The following is a 14,737-nucleotide window of genomic DNA, read 5'->3' as shown; positions in this document are numbered from 1 at the left end:
TCAGATTTTATGAAGCAAAAATCGTCTTAATTCTTCAAAATCTGAATTTATTTCTACAGTTTTTTTATCCTTTTCCATAAGTTCTTTCAAAGGTTCAGGAATTTCAATCTGCGTATGAATGGCTTTTTCCACCGCATCAGGGAATTTTACAGGATGTGCAGTCCCCAGAATAAATCCTTTCTGTTCAGGATTTTCTTGCAGATATTGTTCCATTGCGGCCAATGCAACAGCGCTGTGAGGCTCCAGAACATATCCGTATTTTTCATAAACTTCCGAGATAGTATTCATCGTCTGCTCATCATCAATGGAATAAGCTGAAATTTTATTTTTTACCAATTCAAACTGATTCCCAAAAAGCTCCAGAATTCGTACAAAATTACTTGGGTTTCCCACATCCATAGCATTGGATAGAGTGGTAATTGCTTTTTGTGGCTGGTAATTCTGAGTTTTAAAATAATCAGGAACTACATGGTTGGCGTTGCAGGCGGCAATAAAATGGCTGGCAGGCAAACCTCTGACATGAGCCAGAAGCCCGGCACAGATATTTCCGAAATTTCCGCTGGGTACACAGATTACAGGTTGTTCCTTATGCTCCTGTATCCATTGTTTTAAAGCTATTAAATAATAAATCTGCTGAGGAAGCCATCTTGCAACATTGATAGAATTGGCAGAGGTCAAAAATAACTGACTGTTGATTTCTTCATCTGAAAAAGCCTGTTTGACAAGATTCTGACAGTCATCAAAACTTCCGTTGACTTCCAGCGCTGAAATATTTTCGCCTAATGCGGTCAATTGTTTTTCCTGCACAGGACTGACTCCGTTTTTAGGATACAGAATGACTACATTAATTTGCGGAATTTTATAAAATCCATGGGCAACAGCTCCTCCCGTATCTCCTGAAGTTGCCACCAGAACAGTGACTTTTTTATTCCGGTCTTTCAAAAAATAGGAAAGGCAGCGGCTCATGAATCTGGCTCCGATATCTTTAAAAGCCAGGGTGGGACCATGGAATAATTCCAATATAGAGATTTGTTCATTGATCTTAACCAAAGGGATATCAAAACTGACTGTTTCAGCAACAATTTCCTTTAAGATTTCAGAAGGAATTTCATCACCCACAAAATCTTTCATACACTGGTACGCAATTTCTTCATTGGAATACTGATGAAGATTTTGAATAAATTCCTGGTCAAATTGCGGAATGTTTTCCGGAAAAAACAATCCTTTTTCTTTTCCCTGCCCTTTTATTGTTGCTTCTCTGAAATCAATTTTTTCCAGATGGTCTTTTAGATTATAATATTTCATTTCTGTTTTTTAAGATTAATTTTCTTCAACAATCTGAATTCCTGTCGGATTTATTTTTGAAACATAGACAAAACTTTCTATTTCAATTTCATTATACACTGACTCCATCATGTGAGCAATTTTTTCTGCAGTTTCTTTTTGTTCAGATAACATAAAAATAGATGGTCCTGAACCGGAAATTCCTCCTCCCAAAGCTTCTATCTGTAAGCTTTTTTCTTTGATTTCGTCAAACTTCGGAATCAGAATACTGCGGACAGGTTCTATAATGACGTCGTTAAGACTTCTTCCAATTAACGGGAAATCATTTTTCTCAATTCCAGCTACCAGCCCTGCGATATTTCCCCATTGCTCCACAGCTCTTTTCAAACTGATGTTTTTCTTTAAAATCTGTCTGGCATCCGAAGTTTTAACTTCTACCTGCGGATGTACTGCTGTTACAAACAAATCCGGGCTGTTCAGCGGAATAATATCAATCGGATCAGTAGATTTTACCAGTGTAATCCCACCATAGATGCATGGCGCGATATTGTCTGCATGGCGTACTCCCGAAGCCAGTTCTTCTCCAAACATGGCAAAATGAACCATTTCTTCTTTTGACAATTTGTTTCCTAATAATATATTGGCTCCGAAGGCGGCTCCGGCGGCACTTGCCGCACTGGAGCCGAGCCCGCTTCCAGGCTTTATATGTTTATGAATAATCACTTCAAAACCATTTTTTAGATTAAAATGTTCCTGAATTTTCAACAAGACGATGCCTGCAACATTTTTGGACGGTTCTTCAGGCAGCCCGAAAGAGTCTGTATGTTGTATAATAATATCAGGAGTTTCCAATACTCTGAATTCCATTTCATCATAAGGATCATGAACTGCCATTCCTAAAATATCGAATCCGCAAACCAGGTTGGCCACAGTGGCGGGTACTTTTAATTTTACTTTTTTCATATTTGTATTTTTAAATAGAACGGATAATATCTGCAAAAACTCCACTTGCTGTTACATCAGCTCCGGCACCGGCACCTTTTACCACCAAAGGCTGTTCGGAATATCTCAGCGTTTTAAAAATGACAATATTGTCTTTGCCATACAGATGAAACAGATCGCTGTCCGGAGCAATGTGTTGTAAACCTACTCTGGCTTTTCCGTCTTCAAATTCTGCTACGTATTTTAATATTTTGCCTTCGTTTTTAGCATTGTTCAATAAGCTTTTAAAATGGTCTTCATATACTGTGAGTTTCTCATAAAAGTTTTCAACGCTTCCTTCCATGCATTCTTCAGGCAGAAAACCTCTATTTTCAATGTCTTCAAACTGAAGCGGATATCCTGCCTCTCTGGCCAGAATTAAAATTTTCCTTGCTACATCTGTTCCGGACAGATCAAGCCTTGGATCCGGCTCTGTGTATCCTTCCTTCTGAGCCTGGGCTACCACTTCAGAAAAAGTTCTGTTTCCGTCATACTCATTAAACACAAAATTCAATGTTCCACTCAGTACAGCTTTAATGGATTGAATCTGGTCTCCGCTTTTGATGAGGTCGTTGATAGTTCCTATTACCGGAAGCCCTGCACCTACATTGGTTTCAAAATAAAAACTGCAGTTGTGGTTTCTGGCGGTATTTTTTAAGGTTTTATACTTTTTAAAATCAGAAGAAGCTGCAATTTTATTACAGGCAACAATATCCACACTTCTTTTTAATAAACTTTCATACACTTCGGGAACCTCAGGACTTGCAGTTACATCAACGAAAACAGAATTTCTAAGGTTTCTGTGGATAATTTCATCAGCAAATTCCCTGGCAGAGGCTTTTTCACCCTGCTGATTCCAGTTAAAATAATTTTCCTGTGAAATTCCCTGATCTGAAAACATCATATACCGGCTGTTGGAAATTCCTGCAATTCTCAGGTTGATCAGAAAGTTTTCTTTTAAATAATCATTTTGGTCATAAATCTGCTGGATCAGTTTTGAACCTACATTTCCTGTTCCACAGATGTAAAGATGAATTTGTTTTATTTCAGATTCAAAAAAATCTTCGTGAAGTACATTTACCGCTTTTTTACTGTCTTTTTCTGAAATCACAATACTGATATTTCTTTCCGAAGAGCCTTGTGCTATGGCTCTAATATTAACTCCGTTATTTCCCAGACATCCGAACATTTTTGCACTTACACCGCTTCTGCTTTTCATACTTTCTCCAACCAGAGCTATAATAGAAAGTCCGGTCTCAATTTTCACCGCGTACACTCTTTTCAGATTAATATCATCCGCAAAAGAAGAGTTGATTGCATGCTCGGCACGTAAAGCTTCTTTTTCTTCAATCGCAATGGTGATGGAATGCTCTGAAGAACCTTGTGTTATAAGGATTACATTGATCTTTTCATGGCTTAAACACTGAAATAATTTAGCTGAAATTCCGGGTATTCCTACCATTCCGCTGCCTTCCAGTGTAAGCAGGGCAATACTGTTCATATTGGAGATTCCTACTGCAATCTGTTTTTCATCTTCTGAAGATTGTAGTTGATGGGAAATAAGAGTTCCCTCTGCATCGGGATCAAAAGTATTCTTGATAAGCAGGTTTATATTTTTTACCATCACAGGCTGAATGGAAGGCGGGTAGAGCACTTTAGCCCCAAAATGAGACAGTTCCATCGCTTCATGATAAGATATTTCTGAAATTGGTTTAGCATTGGAGACCAGGCGGGGGTCAGCAGTCATCATCCCGCTTACATCGGTCCAGATCTGGAGTTCTTGTGCATCAATAGCCGCTGCAATAATAGATGCGGTGTAATCTGATCCGCCTCTCCCTAATGTGGTGGCGTTATTTTTCTCGTCCTTCGCTATGAAACCTGGTCCTACGATAATGTGGTTCTGATTTTCATTCAGAAAACGGGCAATATTATGATCAGTGGATTTAAAATCTACTTTTGCATGGGTAAAATTACTGTCTGTTCTGATCAGTTCTGCAGAGTTCATCCAAACGCAGTCCAATCCTTCAAGCTGTAATCTTGCAGCTATAATTTTTGAGGACAGGAATTCTCCGTAAGAAGCAATTTTATCCTTAATTCTATCTGTCAATTCACCAAGAACAGCAATTCCGTTGCATAGATCCTCGATATCGTTGAAATGTTTTTTTACAAAACTCAGCCATGAGCTTTGTTCTGCAATGGGGAAAAGTTCTTTGACCAGACTGATATGTTTTTCTTCAAGGTTCTGAACGGCCTGACTGTAATTTTCATCTTTTACAGAAGCCTGTTCTGCTGCTTTGATCAATTGATCTGTAACTCCGTGAAGAGCAGATACAATAACTACAACTTTACTTTTTAAAGATTCTCTTTTTACGATTTTTTCCATCAGTAAGATATTCTGAGAATGGGCGACTGATGTTCCGCCGAATTTTAAAACTTTCATCAATTATTTTTTTGAAGTTGGATAAAAAGAAATGGTTACTCTTTGAAAAAAAGAGTACGGGTACCGGGAATAATATGTGAAAATCTACCCCGTTATGGGGTAATTGTTGTAGTGCCGAATGTAGAAACAGAAGATATGCCTGAAATAAGTGATTTCAGAGCAGAAATATCAGATATGTTTCTTAAAAAATTCATTGTAACGGAACAAATGTACAAATTATTTTGAAACAGACAAGTTTTTAACATAATAAAATATATTTCCTTTTCATGAGATATATTTTGGTGTAATTGATTAAAAATGTTACATTTATGATATTAACTAATAATGAAATAACTGTGAAAAATCTAAAGAAATTAAACCGCCTGAATTTGAAGTCAATCAGTGGAGGAAATGTGAATAACTGTTTTGAGAATTGTCCTGCCGGCCCATACGGACCAGGCGAGCCAAGGTCATGTGCCGATTATCATGCTCTGCCGGAATGCTGTAAAGGAAGAGTTTTGGTAAGCTTTGAATGCTTCGAACCTTACTGATTCAAATGATCAATTCATTGTTACAGAATACCAAAATTATTACCATATGAAAACAATTAAAAAATTATCAAGAGAAGACAAGAAGAACATCAAAGGTGGTTTCACCGATATTCAGATCGAAGCCTGTGGAGGCGAGCAGTTTGTTTGTTTCCGCGGAGGCGGGAATTGGGGATGCTGGCTGAAGCCGGGAGGAACCTGCTATGCACCAATGCTGTAGTATTGAATAGACTAAACTCAATTTAAAAAATAAAGTACTATGAAAAATTCAAAAAAATTAAACAGAGAAAGCTTAAGATCTATTATCGGAGGTACAGGAGACAGCTGTGCAGTTGACCTCGATTGCGGACCAAAAGGGTGTGCAGTATGTACAGATCTTAAAGGACGTAAAGTTTGTCTTTATCTTTTCCCTTATGATCCATCAGTTCCGGGAAGCTGTCTTATTTCAGAATCTTAAACGTATTAAAAATTAAAACAACTATGAAAAATTTAAAGAAATTAAACAGAAAAGAACTTGAAAGATTAAATGGGGCAGCTGGTCCGTCCAGATGTGCAGGGTGTCCTCAGAATGCTACGTTCGGAGATGGACCAGAATATCAGTATCCATGTTCTGCTTATCAGGGACTGCCTGATTATTGTAAGATGTGTGTTCTGGTAAGTATGGAATGCGTAGACGGAGGTGTCTCTTAGCACAAGACCTTGTTTCAGAACAATAAAAAAAGCACTGTAAAAACAGTGCTTTAATTTATTTTATGCTTTTGGAAAGATCAAGCATCGCTTCAATAGGCTTTAATGCTTTTAATCTTAATTCTTCGTCGATAAGAATTTCCGGAAGTTCATATTTCATACATAGATACAATTTTTCCATTGTATTACGCTTCATATAAAAACACTCCGAACAGTTACAGCTTTCGTCGAAAACCAATGCAGGAATCAGTTCTTTGTGAGGTGCACGCTTTTTCATTTCATGAAGAATACCTTCCTCAGTAGCAATGATGAATTTCTGGCAGTCATCTTTTTCTACATAATTCAAAAGAGCAGAAGTAGAGCCGATGAAATGTGCTAATTTCAATACTGCTTCTTCGCTTTCAGGGTGTGCAATCAGTTTTGCATCCGGATTATCTGCCAATTGCTGGGCAATTCTTTCCATTGAAAATGCTTCGTGTACCACACAGCTTCCATCCCAAAGGATCATATCGCGGCCTGTTTTCTTAGAAAGGTATCTTCCCAGGTTTTTGTCAGGTGCAAAGATGATCGGTCTGTCTTTCGGAAGTGCTTCAATCACTGTTTCAGCGTTTGAACTTGTAACGATAATATCACTTTCAGCTTTAGTTTCTGCATTACAGTTGATGTAAGTGGCAATTAAAGCATTCGGGTGCTGCTCTCGCATTTTTCTTAATCCTTCTCCGGAACAACCGTCTGCCAGAGAGCATCCGGCCATAGTATCAGGAAGAACTACTTTTTTAGTTGGGTTCAGAATTTTTGCGGCTTCTGCCATAAAATGTACTCCACAGAATACAATCATGTCAGCATTGGTATCTTTAGCCTGTCTTGCCAACTGTAAGGAATCTCCAAGGAAATCAGCAATATCCTGGATTTCTCCCGGTTGGTAATAATGGGCAAGAATAACAGCATTTTTTTCCTCTTTAAGTTTCAGGATGGCTTTTACAAGCTCTTCACCCTGAGGAATAGCAATATCTTTTATATCCAGAAATCCTCTGACAGGAATTGCAGATTTAGCTTTTTCTAATGTTTCGGTACTCATATCAACCTCAATTTTTTATGATCAGAAGCTAGAGGTTAGAAATTAGAAGTTAGATTTTGAGTGTAGTATTTTACTCCCATCCTCCTTCTTCCATCTTCCAGCCATTAATTACTGATAAAACTTTTTATTAAACTTTCTATTTCTTTTTTAGCTGCATCAAGATCTTCATTAATCACGATCTTGTCAAACTCGCTGGCATAGGTCATTTCTTCTTCTGCCTTTGCGACACGGGTTTTTATGGTTTCTGCATCATCTGTGTTTCTGGAGATCAATCTTCGTTCCAATTCTTCAATGGAAGGCGGTTCTATAAAAATAGACAGCGCTTTATCACCGAAATATTTTTTTAATGAAATGCCTCCTTTTACATCTACATCAAAAATAACTACTTTTCCCTGATTCCAGATTTTTTCTACTTCAGATTTTAAAGTACCGTAATATTTGTCAGTATAAACTTCTTCATATTCTACAAAAGCATCTTCGGAAATTTTCTGTCTGAACTCCTCCGGTGTCAGAAAATGATAATCTACTGCATGTACTTCACTTCCTCTTGGCTGTCTTGTAGTACATGAGATTGAAAATTCCAGTTCAGGAAATGTCTCCAGTGAATGCTTTACCAATGTAGTTTTTCCGCTCCCTGATGGTGCTGAAAATATAATTACTTTATCCATTTTTTTTGGTTTCGGGTTACGGGTTTCGAGTTTGGTGATCTATTCTTAGAACAACCACGCATCTCGTACCTCGTATCTATCATTACAATACGTTTAACGTTTGTTCTTTTATTTTTTCAAGGTCGTCTTTCATCATTACCACCAGTTTCTGGATTTCTGCGTGATTGGCTTTAGAACCCAGTGTATTGATTTCTCTTCCGATTTCCTGAGAAATAAATCCCAGTTTTTTTCCGTTGAAAGACTCATTGTCCATTACTTCTTTATAATATTTCAGGTGCTGGGCAAGTCTTACCTTTTCTTCAGAAATATCAAGTTTTTCAGTGAAATAGGCCATTTCCTGGTAGAAACGTGTTTCATCAACGTTTTCGAATTCCTTCAAAGATTTCTGATAACGTTCCTTCACGCTCACAATTCTTTCTTCTTCAAAAGGAATCACTTCGCTCAGATATTTGTCGATATTCTGAATATTTCTGTTGAGTTCCTCGTGTAAGATACCCCCCTCAGTTCTTCTGAATTCTTCGAATCTGTCTACTGCATTATTGACAATCTTAGCCAGAGCTTCCCATTCACCTTCCGTTAATTCGTCAGGTCTTGATGTAATGGCATCAGGAAGTCTTACCGCCATTTTAAGATATTCGAAATTGGGACCGTCAGAAGCTATGTTTTTAAGTTCGTTAATATAAGAGTCAATTAAGTTTTTATTGATTTTTACATCGTTGGACTCTTCAAGATTCTCGATATTAACGTAGCAGTCTACTTTTCCACGGATAATTCTATCGTTAAGAATTTTTCTGATTTCAAATTCTTTTTCTTTATAACGTAAAGGAATTTTAATATTTAAATCAAAGCTCTTGCTGTTCAGAGATTTAATATCAATAGTAATTTTTTTTCCTTCAAAAACATCTTCGGCTCTACCGAATCCGGTCATTGATAAAATCATAGTTTTTTATTGTTCTACAAAGATAAACATTTAAGTCTATAGTTTAACTAATGTTGAATGGCTGGAAGATGGAGGCGAGAAGCGCGAAGGTTGTTGTAAATATATAATGAGATTTAATTTTAACCTCCAACCTCAGGCTTCCATCTTCCAGCAAATTAAATAAACCCATTTTCGTAAATTAGCGCTGTGAAAAAGAAAAATTTAATTTCTGTAGTAGGACCCACCGGAATTGGAAAAACGAGATTGGCAATTGATTTGGCGAAACATTTCAATACGGAGATTATTTCCTGTGATTCCCGTCAGTTTTTTAAAGAAATGAAAATAGGAACGGCAGCCCCTTCGGAAGAAGAACTGGCGCAGGCACCTCATCATTTTATCGGAAATCTTTCAGTGGAAGAGTATTATTCTATCGGGCAGTATGAAGAAGATGCGCTTCAAAAACTTACTGAACTTTTTACAAAGCATGAAACTGTCATTCTTGTTGGAGGAAGCATGATGTATGAAAAAGCGGTGATAGAAGGTCTGCATGATCTTCCGGAAGCCAATGCTGAAAACCAGGAGAAGCTTCAAAATATCATGGAGCAGAAGGGAATTGAAAAACTTCAGGAGATTTTAAAAGAACTGGATCCTGAATATTTCAATGTAGTGGATATTCACAATCACCGCAGGCTGTTGAGAGCTATTGATATTATCTGGCAAACGGATAAAAAATATTCTGAACATATTTCAGTGTCTCAAAATGGAAGAGATTTTAATGTAATCAGAATCGGGATAGAAGCTCCAAGGGAAGAATTATATGACAGAATTAACCGCAGAGTGGATATTATGATGGAAAACGGCTTGCTGGATGAGGTGAAAAGTCTTGAGAAATTCAAAGAGTTGACGGCTTTGAATACTGTAGGTTACGCTGAACTTTTCAAATATTTTGATGGAGAATGGGATCTTGATTTTGCGGTTTCGGAAATTAAAAAGAACAGCCGCAGGTATGCGAAACGACAGCTGACGTGGTATAGAAAAGCGGATGATATTCATTATTTACAGTTGGGATATTCTCAGGAAGACTTTGAGGCTCTGTTAAAATGGATTGCTGAGCAATTTCAGGAATAAATTAAGCACTTAGTTTGTCATTCTGACGAAGGAAGAATCTCATCGATTGTTTTTAAAGATTCTTCATTCCACTTTGTTCCATTCAGAATGACAAACCGGACGCTTCATTTATCCATACACTGTGTCATTCCTTAGGAATCCAAGTTTAAATTCATATTGTAAATAAACAGAAACAATACAAAAAAAATGCGGCTCTGAAAAGAACCGCACTTCAACAAATATAATTTAATTTACTACTTCCAACCGCCGCCTAAAGCTCTGTATAAATCTACAATGCTGCTTAATCTCTGTCTTTTAATGGAAGCCAGATTCAACTCTGCCTGTAGGGAATTCCCCTGTGCTGTAATCACTTCCAGGTAATTGGCTGAACCTCCTTTGTAAAGAAGTTGTGCGCTTTTAATTCCATCTTTTAGTGTAGTTGCCTGTTCTGTGGCTTTTTGTTCCTGAACTTTTAAGTTTTCATTGGAAACCAAGGCATCAGAAATTTCTCCCACAGCATTTAATACTGATTGACGGAATGCAAGTACATTTTTTTCTCTTTGAATTTTGGCTACTTCCAGATCTGTTTTCAATTGTCTTTTCTGGAAAATAGGCTGGGTAATTCCCCCTAAAACCGATCCGAATAACGAAGCCGGAATCTGGAACCAGTTATCAAATTTGAATGAATTTACTCCACCATTCGCGGTAATTTTCAATGCCGGATACATATTCGCCTGAGCAATTCCTACCATCGCATTGGATTCTAATAAAACCAGTTCCTGCTGACGAACGTCTGGTCTTCTGCTTACCATAGCTGCCGGAAGTCCTGCCGTAATGTTTTGAGGCAGTGAAGTATCAGACATTTCAATGGTTCTGTCGACTTTATTGGGAAGTTCTCCAACCAGAATACTCAGTGCATTTTCCTGGATGGCAATATTCTGCTCCAGTTGGGCAATCAGAAGTTCTGTTGCCTGTTTCTGTGCTGCGGCCTGCTGTACTCCCAGAGAAGTATTATCACCGCTTTCCCACATTTTCTGGGTCATTAAAAGGGTATTGCTGGTCAGTTCCAGATTGGATTTTGCGATCGCCAGTTGTCTGTCAAGCATCAGAAGGTTATAATATCCCTGTGCAATAGCTGCTACCACCTGAGTCTGAACCGCTTTTGAACCTTCATACGTCTGAAGGTACTGCATTCTTGAAACTTCCTGCTGGTTTTTGATTTTTCCCCAGATATCTGCTTCCCATGAAAGGTTGAAGGCCGCGTTATAGTCTTCAACATGGCTTGAACCTAAAAATAAATTTAAGCTTTGCCCGTTCATGCTGTTTTTGGAAGGTTTTGAAATCTGTCCGCTTACTCCGAACCCAACATCCGGATACTGCATATATTTTGCCTGTTTCAGTTTTTCCTGTGAAGCAGCCACCTGCTTTAAGGCAATCTGAAGATCATAATTATTTTTAATTCCTTTTTCAATCAGTCCCTGTAAAATAGGATCACTGAAAAACTGTTTCCACTCCAGATTGGCTATACTGGCTGTGTCTGCAGTGGCAGTGTACTGGAATTTTTCCGGAAGCGGAAGCTCAGGCTCCGTGTAGGCCAGTTTAGACACACACGAAACAGAGCCGATGGCCAGTACAAATGTTAGAATAATATTTTTTACTCGTTTCATAGTTTTTAAACTTTTAATTGAAGACAAAACTTAGAGAGGCTTCTGTTGATGCAAAAATTTCTTTAGTAGGAGAAAATAGTTAGTTTTTTAAACCATTAAGAACAGGCAGGTAAATAGGTAAACCTATGATCTTAAAATTTTCTCTAAGTTTTTGTCATTCATTTTTTTATTAGTGACTAGCAGCTAAAAGTTCTTCCTCCATTTGTTTTTTCAGAAGTCTTTTCTTTTTTCTGCTTGGCATTTTTTCATGCAGGTACTGGAACACTACATACATTACCGGAATAATAAAGATCCCGAATATTACTCCTGTAAGCATTCCTCCTACGGTACTGTAACCGATAGAGTGGTTTCCTTTTGAAGAAGCACCTTGCGTCCATACCAGTGGAAGCATTCCCACGATGAAGGCAAAAGAGGTCATTAAGATCGGTCTTAAACGTAATCTTGATGCCTGAAGTGCAGATTCTATCAATGTTTTACCGGCTTTTCTTCTTTGTACGGCAAATTCTACAATCAGGATGGCATTCTTCGCTAATAGTCCTACAAGCATGATCAATCCTACCTGAACGTAAATATTGTTATCGATTCCAGCTAATCCTGTGAAGGCAAATACTCCGAAAATCCCTGTAGGAATGGTAAGAATAATAGCAAATGGAAGGATATAACTTTCATATTGGGCTGCCAGTAAGAAGTAAACGAATAGAATACTTAAGAAGAAAATAAAAGCAGTCTGTCCGCTTGTTTTAATCTCTTCACGGGTAATCCCTGTCCACTCATATCCGTATCCTCTCGGAAGTGACTGCTGGGCAACTTCTTCTACCGCTTTGATGGCATCTCCGGTACTGTAACCAGGTTTCGGAGTTCCGTTAATTGTAACAGCATTGAAAAGGTTATTTCTTGTTACCGTTTCAGGGCCGAAAGATCTTTTTAACGTTACCAGAGTTTTGGCAGGAACCATTTCTCCTGATTTATTTTTAACATAGATTCCTTCTAATGAATTAACATCCGTACGGTAAGGAATATCTGCCTGAGCCATTACTCTGTAATATTTCCCGAATCTGTTGAAATCCGATACAAAGCTGCTTCCGAAATAAATCTGCATCGTCTGCATCAGTTCTGTTACAGAAACACCCAGCTGGTTGGCTTTATCAGTATCCACATCAATAGTATACTGAGGGTTTCCTGCTGCATAGGTTGTAAAGGCAAAAGCAATTTCAGGTCTTTTCATCAGTTCTCCGATAAATTGCTGAGTGGTTGTTCCCAATTGTTCAAAAGAACCGTTTGTTTTATCCTGAAGCATGAATTCAAATCCGGAAACGTTACCGAAACCTTGTACAGTAGGGAAGTTGAAGAAGAATGCGTTGGCATCTTTCACCTGACTTACCTTACCTGTCAACGTTGCTGCAATCTGATCCGGGTCTTTCATCTCACCACGTTTGTCATAATCTTTAAGTTTGATGAAACCTGCAGAATAGGGAGAAGCGTTGGCATTACTAATGAAGTTCATCCCATCCGCTACCCAAAGGTGGTTGGTTGCTTTTTCACCATTGATGATTTGATCAATTTGTGCTGTCGCTCTGTGGGTTCTTTCCAGTGAACTTCCCGGAGGAGTATTCACCGCATATAATACGAATCCCTGGTCTTCCGTAGGAATGAATCCTGACGGCGCTTTCTTGATTAAAAATACACTGGCTGCTGTGATGACAACAAGACCACCTATCGCCACCCATTTGTTTTTGATTAAAAACTTAAGGCTGTAAATATATTTTCTGGTCATGCTGTTGAAGCTCGCATTGAAAGCGTTGAAGAACCTTGCTCCAAAACCTTTTTTATGACCGTGCTCCCCATGTTCTCCCTGAGGATCATTTAAGAACATCGCACATAATGCAGGGCTCAATGTTAATGCATTAACCGCTGAAATTAAAATCGCAATCGCCAATGTGAAAGCAAACTGTCTGTAGAAAACTCCTGCAGGTCCCTGCATAAATCCAACCGGAATAAACACGGCACACATTACCAGTGTAATGGAAATAATGGCTCCTGAAATTTCACTCATGGAATGCATCGTAGCATGCTCTACAGGCATTCCTGTCTGTTCCATTTTAGAATGGACGGCTTCCACCACCACAATGGCATCATCCACTACAATACCAATGGCGAGTACCAATGCAAATAAGGTAAGCATGTTGATACTGAAACCAAATAACTGCAGGAAGAAGAATGTTCCGATAATTGCAACCGGCACGGCAATAGCCGGAATTAAGGTAGATCTGAAATCCTGAAGGAAGATGAATACTACAATAAATACCAATATGAAAGCAATAACAAGCGTTTCCACAACCTGATGGATAGAAGCATCAAGGAAATCTTTGGAATTATACATGATGATTGGCTTTACTCCCTTTGGAAGGGTACTTTCCATTACTTTCACCTGCTTTTCAATTTCCGTAAGGATTTCGTTGGCATTGGATCCGGCTGTCTGCAGAATAGCAAATCCGGCAACCGGTTTTCCGTCTACTCTGTTGGTGGCAGTATACGTATAAGAACCGAATTCTACTCTTGCAACATCTTTTAATCTTAAGAAAGATCCATCACTGTTTGCTTTGATGGCGATGTTTTCATAGTCTTCACCCTTATTCAGTTTTCCTTTATATTTAAGGATATACTCGTAGGTTTCCTTACTTCCCTGTCCAAGACGGCCCGGAGCAGCTTCAAGGTTGTGGTCTTTAATGGCTCCCAAAACTTCCTGAGGCGAAAGATTATTGGCTGCCAGACGATCCGGTTTCAGCCAGATTCTCATGGAATAATCCCTTGTTCCGAATACCTGAGCCTGTGCTACCCCCGGAATACGCTGTATCTGTGGAATAACATTGATCTTCAGATAATTTTGAAGGAATAATTCATCATATTGTTTCGCATCTTCACTGGTCAGTCCCATGAACATAATCATACTGTTCTGAACCTTCTGGGTTGAGATCCCGGCTTGTACCACTTCCTGAGGCAGCTGGCTCATCGCTTTCGATACACGGTTCTGTACGTTTACTGCTGCATTGTCTGCATCGGCGCCCTGTTTGAAGAAAACACTCAGGGTCATGGTACCGTCGTTACTGGAGTTTGAGGTCATATACGTCATGTTCTCAACTCCGTTTACAGCTTCCTCAATAGGAGTGGCTACCGAACGGGCTACGACCTCAGCATTGGCTCCAGGGTAGAATGCCGTTACCTGAACGCTTGGTGGAGCGATGTCCGGGAAAAGGGCAATCGGTAAATTAAAGAGAGACAAAGCTCCCAATAATAAGAGTATTATGGAGATGACCGTTGAAAGGACCGGTCTTTCTATAAATTGTTTTAACATAAGAAGTTTATTTTTTTAAGTCTTCTG

Annotated in this window: 14 protein-coding genes; 6 read left to right on the top strand and 8 right to left on the bottom strand. The window is 38.6% G+C overall.

The genetic code is table 11. From position 1 onward, the window contains the following. From thrC to thrA, 3 genes are read right to left on the bottom strand one after another with little or no spacing between them, the layout of a single operon-like run. On the bottom strand, positions 1 to 1,305 hold the full coding sequence (gene thrC / locus LIV57_RS12775; RefSeq protein ID WP_227942883.1) for a threonine synthase: 1,305 nt from the start codon (positions 1,303 to 1,305) through the stop codon (positions 1 to 3). A gap of 15 nt (positions 1,306 to 1,320) precedes the next feature. Then, complete coding sequence (locus LIV57_RS12770; protein WP_227942882.1) at positions 1,321 to 2,247, bottom strand: homoserine kinase; 927 nt, start codon at positions 2,245 to 2,247, stop codon at positions 1,321 to 1,323. A gap of 10 nt (positions 2,248 to 2,257) precedes the next feature. Continuing rightward, positions 2,258 to 4,705, bottom strand: a complete 2,448-nt coding sequence (gene thrA, locus LIV57_RS12765; protein ID WP_227942881.1) for a bifunctional aspartate kinase/homoserine dehydrogenase I — start codon at positions 4,703 to 4,705, stop codon at positions 2,258 to 2,260. A gap of 42 nt (positions 4,706 to 4,747) precedes the next feature. Between thrA and LIV57_RS12760 the strand changes: the two genes are divergently transcribed. The 5 genes from LIV57_RS12760 (at position 4,748) to LIV57_RS12740 (ending at position 5,922) form a co-directional block, all read left to right on the top strand. After that, entirely contained in the window at positions 4,748 to 4,930 is a 183-nt protein-coding gene (locus LIV57_RS12760; RefSeq protein ID WP_227942880.1) for a hypothetical protein, read from the top strand. Positions 4,931 to 5,073: 143 nt separating this feature from the next. After that, positions 5,074 to 5,235, top strand: a complete 162-nt coding sequence (locus LIV57_RS12755) for a hypothetical protein (protein ID WP_227942879.1) — start codon at positions 5,074 to 5,076, stop codon at positions 5,233 to 5,235. 46 nt (positions 5,236 to 5,281) lie between these two features. Continuing rightward, the gene (locus LIV57_RS12750; RefSeq protein ID WP_157885797.1) at positions 5,282 to 5,452 is read left to right on the top strand and encodes a bacteriocin-like protein; all 171 of its coding nucleotides are present in this window, start codon (positions 5,282 to 5,284) and stop codon (positions 5,450 to 5,452) included. A gap of 39 nt (positions 5,453 to 5,491) precedes the next feature. Beyond that, positions 5,492 to 5,689 carry a bacteriocin-like protein gene (locus LIV57_RS12745; RefSeq protein ID WP_227942878.1) on the top strand — a complete coding sequence of 66 codons (198 nt, stop codon included), beginning with the start codon at positions 5,492 to 5,494 and terminating at the stop codon, positions 5,687 to 5,689. A gap of 23 nt (positions 5,690 to 5,712) precedes the next feature. Next, a complete protein-coding gene (locus LIV57_RS12740) occupies positions 5,713 to 5,922 on the top strand; it encodes a hypothetical protein (RefSeq protein WP_137905607.1) in 210 nt (69 codons plus the stop codon). 55 nt (positions 5,923 to 5,977) lie between these two features. Here LIV57_RS12740 and nadA read toward each other — a convergent pair whose 3' ends face one another. The 3 genes from nadA to LIV57_RS12725 all read right to left on the bottom strand — a co-directional run bounded on the left by nadA (position 5,978) and on the right by LIV57_RS12725 (position 8,605). Further along, positions 5,978 to 6,997: a quinolinate synthase NadA gene (gene nadA / locus LIV57_RS12735; RefSeq protein ID WP_002976710.1), complete on the bottom strand. Its 1,020-nt coding sequence runs from the start codon at positions 6,995 to 6,997 to the stop codon at positions 5,978 to 5,980. Positions 6,998 to 7,101: 104 nt separating this feature from the next. Then, positions 7,102 to 7,665: a guanylate kinase gene (gene gmk, locus LIV57_RS12730; protein WP_227942877.1), complete on the bottom strand. Its 564-nt coding sequence runs from the start codon at positions 7,663 to 7,665 to the stop codon at positions 7,102 to 7,104. 82 nt (positions 7,666 to 7,747) lie between these two features. Continuing rightward, positions 7,748 to 8,605 (bottom strand): YicC family protein, encoded by an 858-nt coding sequence (locus tag LIV57_RS12725; protein ID WP_082798853.1) that lies wholly within the window; start codon positions 8,603 to 8,605, stop codon positions 7,748 to 7,750. Positions 8,606 to 8,791: 186 nt separating this feature from the next. Here LIV57_RS12725 and miaA point away from each other — a divergent pair, with 186 nt between their 5' ends. Then, the gene (miaA, locus tag LIV57_RS12720; protein WP_227942876.1) at positions 8,792 to 9,712 is read left to right on the top strand and encodes a tRNA (adenosine(37)-N6)-dimethylallyltransferase MiaA; all 921 of its coding nucleotides are present in this window, start codon (positions 8,792 to 8,794) and stop codon (positions 9,710 to 9,712) included. Positions 9,713 to 9,945: 233 nt separating this feature from the next. On the opposite strand, the gene LIV57_RS12715 is transcribed toward miaA, so the two are convergent. Both LIV57_RS12715 and LIV57_RS12710 read right to left on the bottom strand, forming a co-directional pair. Continuing rightward, on the bottom strand, positions 9,946 to 11,358 hold the full coding sequence (locus tag LIV57_RS12715) for an efflux transporter outer membrane subunit (protein WP_227942875.1): 1,413 nt from the start codon (positions 11,356 to 11,358) through the stop codon (positions 9,946 to 9,948). Positions 11,359 to 11,527: 169 nt separating this feature from the next. After that, positions 11,528 to 14,710, bottom strand: coding sequence for an efflux RND transporter permease subunit (locus LIV57_RS12710; RefSeq protein WP_227942874.1), 3,183 nt, complete (start codon positions 14,708 to 14,710; stop codon positions 11,528 to 11,530). Between the last annotated feature and the right edge of the window lie 27 nt (positions 14,711 to 14,737).

Origin of the sequence: Chryseobacterium sp. X308 (assembly GCF_020733145.1) — a bacterium.
GTDB classification, from domain to species: domain Bacteria; phylum Bacteroidota; class Bacteroidia; order Flavobacteriales; family Weeksellaceae; genus Chryseobacterium; species Chryseobacterium cupriresistens.
Note: the sequence above shows the minus strand (reverse complement) of the source record. Positions and strands in the feature narration are given on the sequence as shown.

What these genes read in the sequence shown, in the direction of transcription:
- LIV57_RS12745 (WP_227942878.1), top strand. Translation starts at nt 5,492, where the DNA reads ATGAAAAATTCAAAAAAATTAAACAGAGAAAGCTTAAGATCTATTATC.
- LIV57_RS12715 (WP_227942875.1), bottom strand. Translation starts at nt 11,358, where the DNA reads ATGAAACGAGTAAAAAATATTATTCTAACATTTGTACTGGCCATCGGC.
- gmk (WP_227942877.1), bottom strand. Translation starts at nt 7,665, where the DNA reads ATGGATAAAGTAATTATATTTTCAGCACCATCAGGGAGCGGAAAAACT.
- LIV57_RS12725 (WP_082798853.1), bottom strand. Translation starts at nt 8,605, where the DNA reads ATGATTTTATCAATGACCGGATTCGGTAGAGCCGAAGATGTTTTTGAA.
- LIV57_RS12710 (WP_227942874.1), bottom strand. Translation starts at nt 14,710, where the DNA reads ATGTTAAAACAATTTATAGAAAGACCGGTCCTTTCAACGGTCATCTCC.
- LIV57_RS12770 (WP_227942882.1), bottom strand. Translation starts at nt 2,247, where the DNA reads ATGAAAAAAGTAAAATTAAAAGTACCCGCCACTGTGGCCAACCTGGTT.
- thrC (WP_227942883.1), bottom strand. Translation starts at nt 1,305, where the DNA reads ATGAAATATTATAATCTAAAAGACCATCTGGAAAAAATTGATTTCAGA.
- LIV57_RS12740 (WP_137905607.1), top strand. Translation starts at nt 5,713, where the DNA reads ATGAAAAATTTAAAGAAATTAAACAGAAAAGAACTTGAAAGATTAAAT.
- thrA (WP_227942881.1), bottom strand. Translation starts at nt 4,705, where the DNA reads ATGAAAGTTTTAAAATTCGGCGGAACATCAGTCGCCCATTCTCAGAAT.
- nadA (WP_002976710.1), bottom strand. Translation starts at nt 6,997, where the DNA reads ATGAGTACCGAAACATTAGAAAAAGCTAAATCTGCAATTCCTGTCAGA.
- LIV57_RS12750 (WP_157885797.1), top strand. Translation starts at nt 5,282, where the DNA reads ATGAAAACAATTAAAAAATTATCAAGAGAAGACAAGAAGAACATCAAA.